We start from the raw sequence: 16,387 nt of genomic DNA, 5'->3' as shown, positions 1-16,387 counted from the left end.
TATGAATAAGATACTTTTTTCACACTCCTACTTTTTACGTTTCGACCCTAAGCAGTGGTCCATCGGGCAACCGTATGCGCCACTGGGTACCATATACGCCGCATCACTGATGCGCGAACACGGATACGAGGTATCACTGTTTGATACCATGTTTGTTGCCGATCCCCATGAGGTTGAGCCGGTGCTGGACAGCAGCCGGCCCAACTTTTTTGTGTCGTACGATGACGGCTTTAACTACTTGACCAAAATGTGCCTCACCAATATGCGCGAGGCCGCATTTGATATGTTTAAGATGGCCAAGGCTCGTGGGTGCACGGTAATTGTATCCAGCTCCGACTCGACCGACCGTTACGTAGAATACCTGAACGCCGGTGCCGATTACGTGCTGATTGGCGAAGCCGAACAAACATTGTTGGAACTGACAAATCATATCAAAGCCGGTGGTACAGATGTCACTCACATAGCCGGCGTCTCTTATTTAGATACTGACGGTAAGGCGAAAAAAACTATGCCACGCCCGGTTTTAAAAGATTTGGACAGCTTACCGCTGCCGGCCTGGGATCTGGTGGATATTGCACCCTATCGCGATAGCTGGTTAAAGAATGCCGGTTACTTCTCTATCAATATGGGGACTACCCGTGGCTGCCCGTTTAAATGTAACTGGTGCGCCAAGCCTATTTACGGCAACCGTTACAACTCGCGCAGCCCGCAAAATGTGATCAAGGAATTGAAAATGCTGAAGGAGCATTTCCCGGTAGATCATATTTGGTTCTGCGATGATATCTTCGGACTAAAGCCCGGTTGGGTGATGGAGTTTGCCGAGCTGATGCAGCAGGAAAATTTGCGTACCAGGTTCAAGATCCAATCGCGTGCCGATTTATTGGTGGAGCAGGACCAGGTAGACGCGCTGGCCCGCGCCGGCTGCGAAAATGTATGGATAGGCGCCGAAAGCGGTTCGCAAAAAATACTGGATGCCATGGATAAGGGCACGACGATAGATCAAATCCATGTCGCCACAAAAGCGATGAAAAATGCCGGTATTAAGCCCTCGTTCTTCATCCAGTTTGGTTACCCCGGCGAGGATAAGACCGACATTGCCAAAACCATTAACATGATCAACGAGTTGTTGCCGTTTGAGATTGGAATTTCGGTTTCGTATCCACTGCCCGGCACCGTATTTTATGATAGGGTAAAAGCCGATCTGAAGAAAAAAACCAACTGGACCGACTCGGACGAGATGGCGCTGATGTTTAGCAATACTTTTCCGCCTAGCTATTATAAGCAGCTACATAAATACGTGCATAAAAACTACCATATGCACCTGGCTAAAAATAGCCTGGTTAAACTATTGAAAGAACCACAATGCATGTCGATCAACAGTGTCAAAAAAGCGCTGTCGGTGTTGTATTATACCCCGGCTACTTTTATTGAGCGATTAAAATTAAATCAGTTAGAAAAAGCCTGATGGAAGCGGTTGCGCCACATATTAATGAGCAACATGCCGCCGAAGCATTTTCGGCGCAGTCGGCCATTTTTGATGAGATCTATTCCTCAAACACCATCGTCAACTACAAACGCGGGCGGGTTCGGGCGCATGTCTTAAAAAACCTAAAACCCAATTCGTCTATCCTGGAATTAAACAGCGGTACCGGCGAAGACGCCACTTTTTTTGCGTCACTGGGCCATAAAGTACACGCTACGGACATCGCCGAAGGCATGCAGCAAAAGCTACGTGAAAAATCGGAAAGCTACGGCTTAAGTAATTCAATCTCAACAGAGCTTTGCTCCTACACCCACCTGGATGAACTAAAAAACAAAGGTCCTTACGACCAGATCTTCTCGAACTTTGCCGGTCTAAATTGTACCGGCGAACTCGATAAAGTGCTGCATTCTCTTCCATCTTTATTAAATTCCGGCGGCATTGCCACACTGGTTATTTTGCCGAAGTTTTGTTTATGGGAATCGCTATTGATATTTAAAGGGCTGTTTAAGACAGCCACGCGACGTTGGTTTAGTAAAAATGGTGTGACGGCTCATGTAGAGGGTACTTATTTTACCTGTTGGTACTATAATCCGTCGTATGTAATTGATCAGGTTAATGGGGCGATGGAGGTTTTGTCGGTAGAAGGGTTATGCACCATTGTGCCGCCGTCTTATATTGAGCATTTTGCAGAGCGTCATCCAAAAGCCTATCGTCTATTGACAAAGTGGGAGGATAAGGTACGATTTAGCTGGCCGTGGCGAGGGATTGGAGATTATTATATTATTTCTTTAAGGAAGAAGTAGGAGCCGGGATAATGAAAATACTGTCTTTGCGAGCGTAGCGCGGCAATCGCAAGGGGAAAAGCTTAAACGCGTGCGGTTGCCACGCTACGCTCGCAATGACAAAAACGCAGTGTCTTAATTCGCCAGCAAATTCTGCGGCTCTACAATAATCTGCGAGATCTTGCTTTCGTATTGGGCCAGCAGCCCTGCCTGGAAATTTCCCGGATCGGGTTTGGCGTAGTGTTTGCCGGTGTCCATAGCCATTACTGCACCCTTTGAATTAACCTTTTTCTGTTCGGTTTTTTTGCTCCACCGGCCGGAGGTTATGTTCATTAACAACGTGTCAATGGCGTTACCCAAACGATTGTTCAATAACTTTTCAAAAAGCGTTTTAAATATCGAAGGCTTTAAAGGTTTGGCTGACGAGATACGCATGATCTTGTTAGGCAAGTAATCGCGCGTCCAGGCATTGGCGGCATAAAACTGTTCAATTACGGCATCACCTTGCAAAGGAATCAGCGTAACAACCTCAACAGCGGTATAGTTGTTTTTCTCCCTGATCTCCAACTGATCTTCATCGATATAATAATTCATGCAGAAATAGTCCTCTTTACCAACCAAGAAGGTGAGTTTTTTGAAGGCATGCATTAAGGTGCGCGCTATCCACAAACGGTTTTTTGCGGTGATAATAAACAGGTCGATGTCTGAATTTTCATCGGCATAATTTTTCGACAAGGAGCCTGAAATAGCAATACCACGCACATAAGGGAAACGAATGAGCCAGTCGCCAATTTTATGCGCGACTTTAATCATCTCGGCAGCCTTTTGATTGCCATTGTAACGGCGAACAATTAAAGCGTAATCGTTTTTGAGCGAGTAGAGGTTGCCAAACTGATAAACTAATTGATGAGCAACCAAATACCTTAACTCCGCATCAAAATCTGCCTGGGGGTGTTTAGCCTTCAGGAACAGGTATATTTCGCCACTGGTTAGCGGGTATTTGAAGATATCAAAATACGCCAGGGTAGCTAATATGTTTTCTTTTGCCTCGTTCACGATGATAGATCTGCGGGTTAATTACTATCATGACGGAGTGTTGACTAAATAGGTTGCCAACGTTTAAAATAAAAACACGATTGACACGATTTAGGGATTTAAAAGATTGACAGGATAGCAGGACAATATTTTAAGATTTAACGGATAATTTGATTTGATGGCGAAATTCTTCTAAAGATAAAATCGTGTCAATCTTACAAATCCTTAAATCGTGTCTTTACTTGACGATGCGCTTAGCATTATCCTTAGCAAAGGTATCCCAACCCGAATATGATTTTTTTGAACCGCCGCCCTTGGTTGCCGGCATTCTTTGGAACGAATGACATACCGCTACAGCCAGGCCGTCGGTAGCATCTAAAAAATCAGGCGTTTCTTTGAAGTTGAGTAAGCGCTGTATCATGGCGGCTACCTGCTCTTTAGTAGCATTACCATTGCCGGTGATGGATTGTTTGATTTTACGCGGCGAGTATTCTGTAACCTCAATATTGCGAGATAGTGCCGCCGCCATAGCCACACCCTGCGCACGACCGAGTTTGAGCATTACCTGTATGTTTTTGCCGTAAAACGGTGCTTCGATAGCCAGGCAGTCGGGCTTATAGTTGTCTATCAATCCCACTGTTTTTTCGAAGATGCGTTGCAGCTTGAGCATGTGGTCGTCCAACTGCTCCATTTTTACCACGCCCAGGCTGATGAGTTCTATCTTGCTGCCAATCTCCTTCACCAGGCCGTACCCCATCACTGCGGTGCCGGGGTCAATGCCTAATATTATGCGTTCTTTGGTATTGGTGGTTGGCTGTATCATGTATAAAGTTTTGTCATTGCGAGCGTAGCGTGGCAATCGCGAACCATGCTTTTCTCCTTGCGATGCCGCGCTGCGCTCGCAAGGACAATTTTGGTTAAAGTTAAGGAATCAATCTTCACGATCCGTCAACATCGCCATATATTCTTCCCTACTCACCATCCTTGCACCCATTGATTCTAAATGCGCTGTGTGCACCTGGCAATCCAATAACTTGTATTTTCCTGTTTTTAGCAAGCCTATGAGCGCTGTCTTTGAGGCGTTACTCACTTTACTAAACATACTCTCGCCGCAAAACACATCGCCGATTGCTATGCCATACATTCCGCCCACCAACTCATCATTTTGCCAAACTTCTACGGAGTGGGCCTGTCCTAACTGGTGTAGATTAATATAGGCCTGTTTCATATCGCCCGTGATCCAGGTGCCGTCCTGATCTTTTCGGGGTACGGCTGAGCAGGCTTCGATCACATCGGCAAAGCAAGTATCAAAGGTCACTTTAAACCGGTTGGAGTTGACCACTCTTTTCATGCTCGACGAGATATTCAACTCATCCGGAAACAACACAAACCGCTCATGCGGCGAATACCACAAGATAGGCGAATCATCGCTATACCAGGGAAAGATCCCTTCATGATAAGCCAGCATCAGGCGTTTGGGGGATAGATCGCCACCTACTGCCAAAAGGCCGTCGTCCTCGGCAAGTTGGGGGTTTGGAAATAATAAATGCTCGTTCAGCCTGAATATCATCGTAACAAATTTAACTGATATGCTAATTGTAGCCTTATAGTTTAAACTATTTAATAATTTAGTTGTCATAAATACTCATGGCTGGCTAAACGTTGCCGACTGTTCTACTTACATCTACTTTAAAACAAGGAGCTTAAGTTTATGAATAATTCGAAACAGATCAAGCATTTATACGCCAGGGCAGGCTTCGGCATTACGTTCGAAGATTTGCACGACAAAGAAAACTGGTCTATCAAAAAGAGTGTGAAAAAGCTCTTCCAGGCTTCCGAGAAAATAGAGCCCCTTAACGCCGTTACCGAAAACATGGATATGCGCCCCAAAATTGCGTTAACCATGAGCGACGATGAAAAGCGCATGCTTAACCAGCAACGCAACATGCAGGAAAAAAACCTGAATGATGCCTGGGTAAAGCAAATGAGCACAACGGAAGCACAACTACGTGAGAAGATGACGCTGTTTTGGCATAATCACTTTGCCTGTAACGTGGGTAATTCATACTATGAGCAAGAGCTGAATAATATAGAACGGGCCAATGCCCTGGGGAACTTTAAGACCATGTTGCTGCAGGTGTCGCAGTCGCCGGCTATGCTGCAGTTTTTAAATAACCAGCAAAATCAAAAAAATCATCCTAACGAGAATTTCGCCCGGGAATTGATGGAGCTTTTCACGCTGGGGCGCGGTAATTATACCGAACAGGATGTTAAAGAGTCGGCAAGGGCGTTTACGGGTTGGGCCTATAATGGTAAAGACGGCACTTATAGGTTTAACAATTATGCGCACGATAACGGTAATAAAACTTTCCTGGACAAGACCGCTAACTTTTGCGGCGAGGACATTCTAAATATCATCACCGATAATACGCAGACCGCTAAGTTTATCTGTACCAAACTATACCGTTACCTGGTTAATGATGTACCTAACGACGAACACATTAACCAAATGGCAGAGGTGTTTTATAAAAGCAGCTATGAAATAACGCCGCTGTTGAAGTTTGTCTTTTTATCTGATTGGTTTTATGACGAAAAGAACATTGGCAACCTGGTAAAATCGCCGGTCGAGTTTTTGGTGGGTTTAAACCGCCAGTTTTATATCAACTATCAAAACCCTGATGTGTTGATGCAGTTTCAGCGTACGTTAGGCCAGGTGCTGTTCAGGCCGCCTAATGTCGCCGGCTGGCCGGGCGGGCGCAACTGGATTGACAGTTCGTCGCTGATGTATAGGATGAAGATCCCCTCGACGATATTAAATGCCGGGGTGATAGACTTTACAGGCAAAGCAACACCCGAGGATGAAGCCTACCTGGCTTCGCAACGCAAACAACAACTCAACGTAATTAAACGCGTACAGGCAACACCCGATTGGGATAAATTCTTGAAGGAGTTACCTAAAGATATTACACATGAAGAGATGGCTCGTTTTCTGCTCGAACCCAATTTGAATAAAACGGTGATAGATGAAGTGAACCAACCGGGAGATATAAAAACAGTAGTGATACAAATAGCTTCAACGCCGGAGTATCAGCTTTGCTGAGCCCCCTAACCACCTAAAGGGGGAACAATGGAGGCTATATAATATTAAAAGTTTTAATCAAAAAACACCTTCGCCGGTTGGCGGAGGCTGGGAGCTTAAGTTATGCAAAGGAGAAATTTTTTAAAGAACACCGCATTAATATCGGGCGCCTTTATGGTGCCGGCTTTTTTAAAGCCGCTGGAAGCTATTGCTAAAGGCGATTTAACCGGTCATAAAAATTTAGTCATCATTCAGCTTTCGGGGGGCAATGATGGGTTGAATACTGTGATTCCTTATGGCAATGATATCTATTATCAAAAACGTAAAACCATAGCCATTAACAAGCCCGATATTATTACGCTGAACGATATGCAGGGGTTGAACCCTAACCTATCGGCATTGAAAGAAATTTATGATCAGGGCTGGATGAGTATTGTTAATTCGGTAGGCTATCCAAACCCTGACAGATCGCATTTCCGCTCCATGGACATCTGGCAAACCGCCAGCGACTCGGATAAGTTTTTGAGCACCGGTTGGATTGGCCGCTACCTGGATTCCAATTGCCAAACCTGTAAAAACCCATATACAGCTATCGAGGTTGATGATACTTTATCGTTGGCTATGAAAGGTAATTCTATGAAGGGTATTGCGGTGCAAGACCCTTACAAACTCTTTCAAACGACACGCGAACCTTTCTTCAAGGATTTAGTGCATGAGCATGGCGATACCAATTTGAATGAGGATAACCTGGGCTATCTGTACAAAACCATGATCGAAACTTATTCATCAGCAGATTATATACAGAAAACCTCGAAAACGTATAACGTAACTGCGCAGTATCCAAATACAGGCTTGGGTTATCAGTTAAAGAACGTATCTAAGTTTATTAATTCAGGCTTAGATACCAGGGTGTATTATGTGTCGTTAAGCGGATTTGATACCCACGTTGGTCAGCAAAATCAACAGGGCCGCCAATTAAAAATTTATGGCGATGCCGTTGCGGCGTTTATTAAGGATCTAAAAGCTACCGGCAAACTGGATGATACATTGGTAATGACCTTCTCTGAATTTGGCCGCCGTGTTGAACAGAACGCCAGCAACGGCACCGACCACGGCACCGCCAACAATGTATTTGTTTATGGCGGAAAACTGAAGAAACAAGGCATATTCAATGATGCGCCAGACTTAACTACACTAGACAATGGCGATTTAAAATACCAGGTTGACTTTAGGGATATTTACGCCACGTTGTTGGATAAATGGCTGGATGTAAGTAATGCCCAGGTGCTAACTAAGAGTTTTGCGGGGCTGGATTTGGTGAGTGTGTAGGATTAACTGTCATTGCGAGCGTAGCGTGGCAATCGCAAGGATGCAATGTTCGCGATTGCCGCGCTACGCTCGCAATGACAACTTTTTATAAAAAAAGCCTCCTAATAACTCGGGAGGCTTCTCTTTTATAAACGAATTTAAATTAACTCTTAACACGCTCAACATAACTACCTGAAACAGTATCAACTTTAACCTTATCGCCAATATTGATGAATAACGGAACGTTGATTTCGGCACCGGTTTCAACGGTAGCTTTTTTCATAGCGCCGGTTGAAGTATCGCCTTTAACTGCAGGCTCGGTGTAAGTGATCTCTAACTCGGCCGAGTTAGGGATCTGGCCCATGATAGGCTCGTCACTTTCAAAAGCAACAATCAGGTTCATGCCTTCTTTCAGGAATTTTACGGCAGGGCCAAATAAAGTTTTTGGCACATTGTGCTGATCGTAAGTATCATTGTCCATAATCACTAATGCATCACCATCCTCATAAAGATATTGGTAATTATTGGTTTCAACACGGGCAATATCCACCTCTTCGTCTGTACGGAAACGGTATTCAACCAGCTTGCCGGTTTTAACATTGCGCATACGCGCCTGGTAAAACGCACGCAGGTTACCCGGTGTACGGTGTATAAATTCTTCTACCTGGATAAGCTCTCCGTTAAAGCGAAGAATATTTCCATTTCTTACATCTGATGCTTTTGCCATAACTTTTAGTGAGCGGCAAAATTAACCACTCACAGCCAAAGTTGCAAATTGCACCGCACGCTAAAATAAGAAAGCCGAAAGCGATGATCTGCTTCCGGCTTAATATCCCGGTGGGTAATAGGTTGAAGCGTAAATTAGTTGTCATTGCGAGGAGGAACGACGAAGCAATCGCAAGGATGCAATGTTCGCGATTGCCACGCTGCGCTCGCAATGACATATTTATGAATTCAGCGCCTTACAGCGTCGCTATATCAATCACAAAACGATAACGTACATCGCCTTTTTCCATACGCTCATACGCATCATGAATATCTTTAATGTCAATCATCTCTATATCAGAAACAATGTTATGTTCTGCGCAAAAATCCAGCATTTCCTGAGTTTCGGCTATGCCGCCAATGCCAGAACCGGCAACACTTTTGCGGCCGCCTAATAAACTAAATGCCGAAATACTTGCCGGCTCAGGCGGGGCGCCTACGCAGATCATGGTACCATTTGTACGTAATAAGCTTAAGTACATATTAAAATCATGCGGAGCAGAAACCGTGTCCAAAATAAAGTCAAAAGAGCCTGCGGCAGCTTTAACTTGTTCAGGATTGGTAGTTACTACAAAATGATGCGCACCTAGTTTTTTTGCATCTTCTTCTTTTTTTGGCGATGTGCTTAATACCGTAACATCGGCACCAAAGGCTACACCAAATTTAACGGCCATGTGGCCCAGTCCGCCTAAGCCTAGTACGGCTAGTTTATGGCCCTTGCCCACTTTCCAGTGGCGCAATGGTGAATAGGTAGTAATACCGGCACACAATAACGGTGCGGTAGCAGCCAGGTCAAGATCTTCAGAAATATGCAGGGTAAAATCTTCATGCACCACAATGCTGTTTGAATAACCACCGTAAGTAGGTGTTTTATGATCTTGTTCTAAACCATTGTAGGTTTGTGAGCTGCCGTTTAAGCAATATTGCTCCAGGTCTTGTTTACAGTTTTCGCAAACGCGGCAAGAGTCAACCATACAACCGGTGCCGGCATAATCGCCTACTTTAAATTTGGTTACATGATCGCCAACTTTTACCACGCGGCCAACAATTTCGTGGCCGGGGACCATTGGAAATATACCTTCAAACCAATCGTTTTTAATTTGGTGAAGATCTGAGTGGCAAACGCCACAATATAAAATATCAAATTGTACGTCGTGAGGACCCAAATCACGTCTTTCAAAGTCCCAAGGGGCTAGGTCGGTTGTCGGCGATTGTGCCGCATATCCTTTTACTGGTATCATAAGTAGTTGTGGTTTTGTTACAGTTGAAGTAAAGGTAGGGCTTTGTGTAGTGTGAAGTCAAAATTCAATTGTCCGTAAAATGCAATATTTGATTTTGGGATTTACTCGCTTGTCATCTCTCACTATCGTTCGAAATGACAAGCAAGGTGTAGCGCAAGGCAACTAAACCCCTGTCTCTCCCGTAATCCCTCTGCCGGGATTAAGCAACGTACGGCGCTAAATGAGTCGATTGTTATCAGCTGTTAATATTCAAAAATGGAAGGGGTTTGCCGATTGGAAACTGCTGCTTTTTTTACTGCTTTTTTTAGATGTGAAAATAGCCGTGAAGCTAGTAGCTATAGCCTTGATTTACCTGCTACAGTTTGATTTTAAGTTTGGCTTTAAATTAAAAAATTCAAGGCTGCCCTTGTTTTACCCGCTGATTATTTTGATTGCCGTAGTGGGTTTCATCGTCAATGGACATTATACCAACTTTAACTATAACCTGGTTTTTTTAACGGGAATTATGTTCTGGGTGGTTTGTATTCTGGCCATCCATCAGGTTAAGCTGGCGGTAGAACGTAATGATACGCAGGTCATCCATCAAACCATCCTGCTGTTTTTTATCATCAATACCATTGCCTCATTGATGAATATAGGGCTGATTATATTACATACGCACACACTCAACCCATACACCTACCAGGGCGAATACCAAAAATATTTTATCAGCACCGGCGACTTTATTAAAGGCATAACCTTTGATACTTCGACCACTAACGCGGTGCTGAATGCTTTTGGCGTAATGTATTTCATCACCAAAAAAAATATGTGGATGACGTTGGTATGTATGGCCATTATGCTGCTTACCGCCAGCAACTTTACCAATGTTTTTACTTTGGCAGTGTTGGCCTTTTTGTTTATATTTAACAGTTCGCGCGATCAAAAAAGCATCATTATTATTTGCGTGGCTTTGCTGGTGCTGTTCATGTCGAAAGTGTCGCCGCAGAATAATGACTATGTTAAAAACACCATCGAATCGGCCTTTTATAAAAAACAGATCGTATCGCCATGGCCGCAGTTTAATCACGTATACATAACACAACGGCCCGATAGCACATTAACATTTGATGAAAGGCGTATCAAAAAAGCCACCATTTATTTAGATAGTCTGGCCAAACTCCCGATAAACCAGGCGCAGCGAGAACAGTTGCCCAAAGGCGTAATAACCACCGGCGCAGGCCGGATTGTGGCACCTAAACCCAATCTGGACGCTCCCGAATATCAATGGCTTACAACCACCCCTCCCGAGCAAAAACAATTAGTTGACTTTGCCAATGATCATTGTGCAGACTTGCCATTAACCAATATGCTTTGGATGCCAAACACCCCCGGAAAAATAATTGGCTTGCAACAAACAATCGGGTTTTTAAAAGCGCATCCTGCCAAAATATTAGCCGGCGATGGTGTTGGAAATTTCTCGTCAAAACTGGCTTTCCGGTCTACCGGCTTGAAATTTACCGGGGGATATCCAAAAAAATACGTTTACATAGATCCGGACTTTTTGCATAACCACCTGGATGTTTATTTGAGTTTTTTTTCGCGCTCGGCAGCATCACACTCATTAACTAATAGCCCGTTTTCGGTTTATGATCAGCTGTTGTCAGAATATGGTTTGCTGGGTTTATGCGCCTTGTTTGTTTTTTACTTTGGCTTTTTTGCTAAAAACTATCACTTATTAACTTACGGTATACCGCTGCTGTTATTTGCAATGTTTATCTTTTTGATTGATTACTGGTTCGAGCAACTGTCGGTGGTGGTATTTTTTGAGTTGCTGCTTTTTCTGAATATCAAAGAGGGCAAGAATTTGATCGCCCAAAAATCTGTATAAAATACTATGACTGCTACACCCGCCATAACCGTTTTAATGCCTGCTTACAATGCCGGGCGCTACATCAGCGAGGCTATTACTTCTGTTTTGCAGCAAACCTTTACAGATTTTGAACTGCTGATTGTAAACGACGGCTCGACCGACAACACACTGGACATTATTAACAGCTTTAATGATAAGCGTATCGTTGTGGTTAATCAATCTAACCATGGTGTTGCAGAGGCTTTGAATATTGGTCTAAAACATGCCCGCGCAGCCTATATAGCCCGTTTTGATGCGGATGACATTTGTTACCCTTACCGACTGGAAAAACAGATCCGTTTTTTGCAGGACAACCCCGAGTACATCCTGGTAGGCAGCGAAGTAAAATATATTTTAGAGAACGGCGACTTTCTGTTTGATTTTCATTGCATAGCCTACTCGCATGAGCAGGTGATGGATAAGCTATATTTTTATTGTCCGTTTGTGCATCCAACGGTAATGTACCGCAAAGATGCCGTGCTGGAAGCAGGCGGATACCCAACGCAGGCCCATAATTTCGAAGATTATTTATTATGGACAGCACTGGCCGGGTCTGGCCGGTTATGTAACCTCACAGAGCCGTTAATTAAATATCGCCTTAACTCTACCTCGGTTACTATTGATGAAAAATGGCGCGGCCGCAGATTCCGCGAGTTAAAGCGCGAGATCGTACTACGCGGCACCATCACGGCTGCCGAAGGCAACGAGCTGCTGGCTATCATTAAAGACCAGGATGTGCGGCAGATTAAAGAAGCTGCCTACAATGCCCTTTGCGGTAAAAAATTCCTGGTCAACAACCACCAGCCCGAAAGAGCCCGCGGCCACTTTAATAAGGCTATCAAGATCTATCCACTGCGACTGGAGAATTACCTGCTATACGCGCTTAGTTATTTCCCCGAAAGCCTGATAGCCTGGCTACATAAATTTAGCCCAAATCGTTTGTAATGATGCGGGTAGCTATCATAGCGCGATCTACCTTATACACCGTGCGCGGTGGCGACACGGTGCAGGCAATACAAACCGCCTCGCACCTGGCAGATCTTGGCGTTTTGGCCGAAATTAAACTGACAGACGAAGAGGTTGATTACAACAGCTATGATCTGCTGCATTTCTTCAACATCATTCGCCCTGCTGATATTTTATACCATAGCCATAAGGCCAATAAGCCCTATGTGGTATCTACCATTTTGGTAGATTATAGTGAGTATGATAAGCTATATCGCAAAGGCATGGGCCGCTTATTTAGTTACTTACCCGGCAACAGTATTGAATATATTAAAACCATTGCCCGTTGGTTATTAGGGCTCGATGGCATGGCTAGTCCGTCTTATTTATGGCGGGGGCAGCGCAGGAGCATTCTGCACATTTTGAACAAAGCCCGGATGATCTTGCCTAATTCGGAGTCAGAATATAAAAGGGTAATGCAGGCCTATCCATCGGCAGTAAAATATGAAGTAGTGCCCAATGGCATCGACCCTAAATTATTTCAATATGATGCCAATGCCGAAAGGGACGAAAACCTGGTGATCTGCGTGGCCAGGATCGAGGGTATCAAGAATCAGCTGAACCTGATCAAGGCCCTAAATAACACGCGATTCAAACTATTGCTTATCGGCAACCACAGCCCTAATCAGCAAGCTTATTACAATGAGTGCCGAAATATCGCGGCAGCAAATATTGAATTTATAGACCATTTGCCGCAGGATGATTTGGTGGCTTATTACCAACGCGCCAACGTGCATGTGCTACCCAGCTGGTTCGAGACAACCGGCCTCAGTTCATTAGAGGCTGCTACGATGGGCTGTAATATTGTGATAACCAATAAAGGCGATACCCGCGAGTATTTTGGCGACGATGCTTTCTATTGTAATCCGGAAAATCCTGAAAGTATCCGGGCAGCCATTGAGCAAGCTGCCAGCGCCGAACACCAACCTGCTCTGCGCGAAAGAATTTTGCAAAAATATACCTGGGCCCAGGCAGCCAAATGCACATTAGCTGCGTATCAACAAATAGTAACGCAGCCATGAAACTTAAAATAGCCATATTAGGAACCCGGGGCATACCCAACCACTACGGCGGGTTCGAGCACATCTCTGAGTACGTATCAACCGGGTTGGTAAGGCGCGGGCATGATGTGTCTGTCTATAACTCGCATAATCACCCTTATACAGCGGACGATTGGAACGGCGTAAAGATCATCCATTGCTATGATCCTGAATATCTTTTAGGTTCGGCAGGGCAGTTTGTTTATGATTTGAATTGCATCCGCGATGCCCGTAAACGCAACTTTGATGTGGTATTGATCATGGGTTATACCAGCAGCTCTGTTTGGGGTAGCTTGTATCCATCAAAAAGCGCCATCATTACCAATATGGATGGCCTGGAATGGAAACGCAGCAAATACTCTAAACCGGTACAAAACTTCCTTAAATATGCCGAGGGACTGGCTGTAAAGCATAGTCAGTACTATGTATCAGACTCGATGGTGATTAAACAATACCTGGCGCGTAAATATGATATTAACAGCCGTTACATTCCTTATGGTGCCGATATGATCACCGAGATTGAGCGTGAACAAATTACACCGCAGGAAGCTTTAAAAGAAGATTACTTTTTACTGATGGCCCGCATGGAGCCTGAAAATAATATCGAAACTATACTGGACGGTTATAACCTGAGTAATTCGGACAAGCCTTTCCAGGTATTGGGTAGCACCGATAATCGCTTCGGCAAATACATCACCCATAAATTTAAGAATGACAGCCGTATAGAGTTTAAAGGCTCCATTTACGATACCGCCAAAGTACGTGCACTGCAAAACAACTCTTACTTGTATTTCCACGGGCATAGCGTTGGCGGCACCAACCCTTCGTTATTGGAAGCTATGGCCAGCGAAGCTTTGATAGCGGCACATAACAACCCCTTTAATCAGGCGGTATTGAGCAGCGACGCTTACTACTTTTCGAACCCAACAGATGTAAAGCAACTGGTGGAAACGGTACAACGCCAGGCGCCCGAAAAAGTAATGGTTGACAATAATCTGCAAAAAATAAAACACCTGTTTAACTGGGAAAGCGTGATTGATGGCTACGAGAAATACGCCATAGAATGTTACCTGCATTTTAATCATGGAAAGATTATTTCCTAAAGACGCGTCAATCAACACTAAAATAAGCTATTACCACCTGCTGGCGTTTTTAGCCAGTTTACCTTTTGATTTTTTTTATAGCCATTTAATCCTGATTAGCTTTTGTTTGCATACGCTGATCCAGCTTAACAAAAAGGCTATCAGGCCTATTTTTACCTGGAGTAACCTGGCGCTGCAATCGGTTTTTTTTGTGACGATGTTAAGTACCATTTACACCGTGAACCGCACGCAGGCCTTTAATCAATGGGGCACACATATTACCATCTTGTTGTTCCCGGTACTGTTCTGTTTAACTTCTTTTGACATACGGAAATACCGCAACCAATTGCTTTTTGGATTTTCAATAGTTTGCGCCGCTGTAATAGTTTACCTATACCTCGATGCGTTACATAATATCCACTTTTATGGGTTGCCAATGTCGTACCTGTTTAGCTCGGCATTTACCAATCATAATTTTGCTTTGCCTATTGATATTCATGCTACATTTTTCTCATTGCAGGTAGCCATTGCTTTGATCTTTATGCTTTCGGTTATATTGAAAGAGCAAAATAAGCGCTGGCGATTGTTTGAGCTATTTTGCGCCAGCGTTTTGCTGGCCGGTTTAGCGCAGCTTTCATCAAAATCAGTGTTTATACCTACAGTTGTTATTATTGACGTGGCCGTGCCTTTCTATTTATTGAAGGATAAGAAACGAATACGATTTATAGCTATTGCAGGGGTTATATCTGTCATTGCTATTGCAGGTATGTTCGCCATGAAATCATTGCACAAACGTTATGTTTCTGCCCTTAAATATGATCTGGCGTTAACGGCGCAAGATCAACGTTTCGACTCGCGGCTCGATCGCTGGCGATCTTCTTTCGGGCTAATTGAGAAATCGCCGGTCATAGGTTATGGCGCCGGCTCTGAACTGGGTTTATTGCACGAAGATTTCTACACCCGCAAATATTATAACTCCTTTGTGAATCACTTAAACTCGCATAACCAGTACTTAAGCTTTTGGCTGAAATCGGGAATAATAGGCTTGCTGGTTTATCTTATCACGCTCGCATTTGGTTTCAAACAGGCACTACAAAAAAAGGATCTGTTGTTCTTAAGCTTTATGCTGCTGATTATTGTTGTATCCTTCGCCGAAAATTTGCTGGATGTAGATAAGGGGGTGGTTTTTTACGCGTTTTTCTTCTCGTTCTTCTTTTTCTCAGATCAGGGAAAAAAGAACACAGCTACAGCTGAGCTTTGATTTTATCAGCAGTAGCCTGAAATTCTTGTGGCGTAAATTTCAATTTCGGGTTGGCAAAATTCATATCGCCCATACCGTTAATAGGGATAAGATGTACGTGCGCATGCGGTACTTCCAGGCCAATAACGGTTACGCCAACACGGTTGCAAGGGATGGCTTTTTCAAGCGCAGTAGCTATCTTTTTGGCAAACAGCATCAAGCCAGCATAGGTGTCATCATCCAGATCAAAAAGCTTGTCAACCTCTTTTTTAGGCACTACCAGTAAATGGCCCTCAACCAAAGGCGCAATATCCAAAAACGCGTAATAGTTATCGTCCTCGGCAATTTTGTATGACGGGATTTCGCCGGCTATGATTTTGGAAAAGATGCTTAGCATGGGAAAATGTTTTAGGTTGTACGTTTGACGTAATACGTA

15 protein-coding genes are annotated in these 16,387 nt (G+C 44.0%); 9 read left to right on the top strand and 6 right to left on the bottom strand.

Going from position 1 to position 16,387, the window contains the following annotated elements:
* The first annotated feature begins 1 nt into the window (after position 1).
* Both HB679_RS16305 and HB679_RS16300 read left to right on the top strand, forming a co-directional pair.
* Positions 2-1,465 carry a radical SAM protein gene (locus HB679_RS16305; protein ID WP_214073072.1) on the top strand — a complete coding sequence of 488 codons (1,464 nt, stop codon included), beginning with the start codon at positions 2-4 and terminating at the stop codon, positions 1,463-1,465.
* Entirely contained in the window at positions 1,465-2,286 is an 822-nt protein-coding gene (locus HB679_RS16300; protein WP_214073071.1) for a methyltransferase domain-containing protein, read from the top strand. The genes HB679_RS16305 and HB679_RS16300 overlap by 1 nt, the downstream gene beginning before the upstream one ends.
* 114 nt (positions 2,287-2,400) lie before the next feature.
* On the opposite strand, the gene HB679_RS16295 is transcribed toward HB679_RS16300, so the two are convergent.
* The 3 genes from HB679_RS16295 to aat form a co-directional block, all read right to left on the bottom strand.
* Complete coding sequence (locus tag HB679_RS16295) at positions 2,401-3,321, bottom strand: nucleotidyltransferase domain-containing protein (RefSeq protein ID WP_214073070.1); 921 nt, start codon at positions 3,319-3,321, stop codon at positions 2,401-2,403.
* Between the two features lie 217 nt (positions 3,322-3,538).
* Entirely contained in the window at positions 3,539-4,123 is a 585-nt protein-coding gene (gene ruvC, locus HB679_RS16290; RefSeq protein ID WP_214073069.1) for a crossover junction endodeoxyribonuclease RuvC, read from the bottom strand.
* Between the two features lie 108 nt (positions 4,124-4,231).
* Positions 4,232-4,870, bottom strand: coding sequence for a leucyl/phenylalanyl-tRNA--protein transferase (aat, locus tag HB679_RS16285; protein WP_214073164.1), 639 nt, complete (start codon positions 4,868-4,870; stop codon positions 4,232-4,234).
* 141 nt (positions 4,871-5,011) lie between these two features.
* Between aat and HB679_RS16280 the strand changes: the two genes are divergently transcribed.
* Positions 5,012-6,400, top strand: a complete 1,389-nt coding sequence (locus HB679_RS16280; protein ID WP_214073068.1) for a DUF1800 domain-containing protein — start codon at positions 5,012-5,014, stop codon at positions 6,398-6,400.
* A 102-nt stretch (positions 6,401-6,502) separates the two neighbouring features.
* A complete protein-coding gene (locus HB679_RS16275) occupies positions 6,503-7,708 on the top strand; it encodes a DUF1501 domain-containing protein (protein WP_214073067.1) in 1,206 nt (401 codons plus the stop codon).
* Positions 7,709-7,850: 142 nt separating this feature from the next.
* On the opposite strand, the gene efp is transcribed toward HB679_RS16275, so the two are convergent.
* On the bottom strand, positions 7,851-8,414 hold the full coding sequence (gene efp, locus HB679_RS16270) for an elongation factor P (RefSeq protein WP_214073066.1): 564 nt from the start codon (positions 8,412-8,414) through the stop codon (positions 7,851-7,853).
* Positions 8,415-8,649: 235 nt separating this feature from the next.
* Positions 8,650-9,693, bottom strand: a complete 1,044-nt coding sequence (locus tag HB679_RS16265; RefSeq protein ID WP_214073065.1) for an NAD(P)-dependent alcohol dehydrogenase — start codon at positions 9,691-9,693, stop codon at positions 8,650-8,652.
* A 220-nt stretch (positions 9,694-9,913) separates the two neighbouring features.
* Here HB679_RS16265 and HB679_RS16260 point away from each other — a divergent pair, with 220 nt between their 5' ends.
* The 5 genes from HB679_RS16260 to HB679_RS16240 are packed head-to-tail and all read left to right on the top strand — an operon-like array spanning position 9,914 to position 15,972.
* The gene (locus tag HB679_RS16260; protein ID WP_214073064.1) at positions 9,914-11,563 is read left to right on the top strand and encodes a hypothetical protein; all 1,650 of its coding nucleotides are present in this window, start codon (positions 9,914-9,916) and stop codon (positions 11,561-11,563) included.
* Positions 11,564-11,569: 6 nt separating this feature from the next.
* The gene (locus HB679_RS16255) at positions 11,570-12,529 is read left to right on the top strand and encodes a glycosyltransferase (RefSeq protein ID WP_214073063.1); all 960 of its coding nucleotides are present in this window, start codon (positions 11,570-11,572) and stop codon (positions 12,527-12,529) included.
* On the top strand, positions 12,529-13,611 hold the full coding sequence (locus HB679_RS16250; RefSeq protein WP_214073062.1) for a glycosyltransferase family 4 protein: 1,083 nt from the start codon (positions 12,529-12,531) through the stop codon (positions 13,609-13,611). The genes HB679_RS16255 and HB679_RS16250 overlap by 1 nt, the downstream gene beginning before the upstream one ends.
* Entirely contained in the window at positions 13,608-14,732 is a 1,125-nt protein-coding gene (locus HB679_RS16245) for a DUF1972 domain-containing protein (protein WP_214073061.1), read from the top strand. The genes HB679_RS16250 and HB679_RS16245 overlap by 4 nt, the downstream gene beginning before the upstream one ends.
* Positions 14,713-15,972 (top strand): O-antigen ligase family protein, encoded by a 1,260-nt coding sequence (locus HB679_RS16240; protein ID WP_214073060.1) that lies wholly within the window; start codon positions 14,713-14,715, stop codon positions 15,970-15,972. The genes HB679_RS16245 and HB679_RS16240 overlap by 20 nt, the downstream gene beginning before the upstream one ends.
* On the opposite strand, the gene HB679_RS16235 is transcribed toward HB679_RS16240, so the two are convergent.
* Positions 15,956-16,348, bottom strand: a complete 393-nt coding sequence (locus tag HB679_RS16235) for an HIT family protein (protein WP_214073059.1) — start codon at positions 16,346-16,348, stop codon at positions 15,956-15,958. The genes HB679_RS16240 and HB679_RS16235 overlap by 17 nt on opposite strands.
* Between the last annotated feature and the right edge of the window lie 39 nt (positions 16,349-16,387).

It is taken from the genome of Mucilaginibacter sp. dw_454, assembly GCF_018449775.1.
GTDB lineage: Bacteria > Bacteroidota > Bacteroidia > Sphingobacteriales > Sphingobacteriaceae > Mucilaginibacter.
This window is presented reverse-complemented; position numbering and strand designations above follow the sequence as displayed.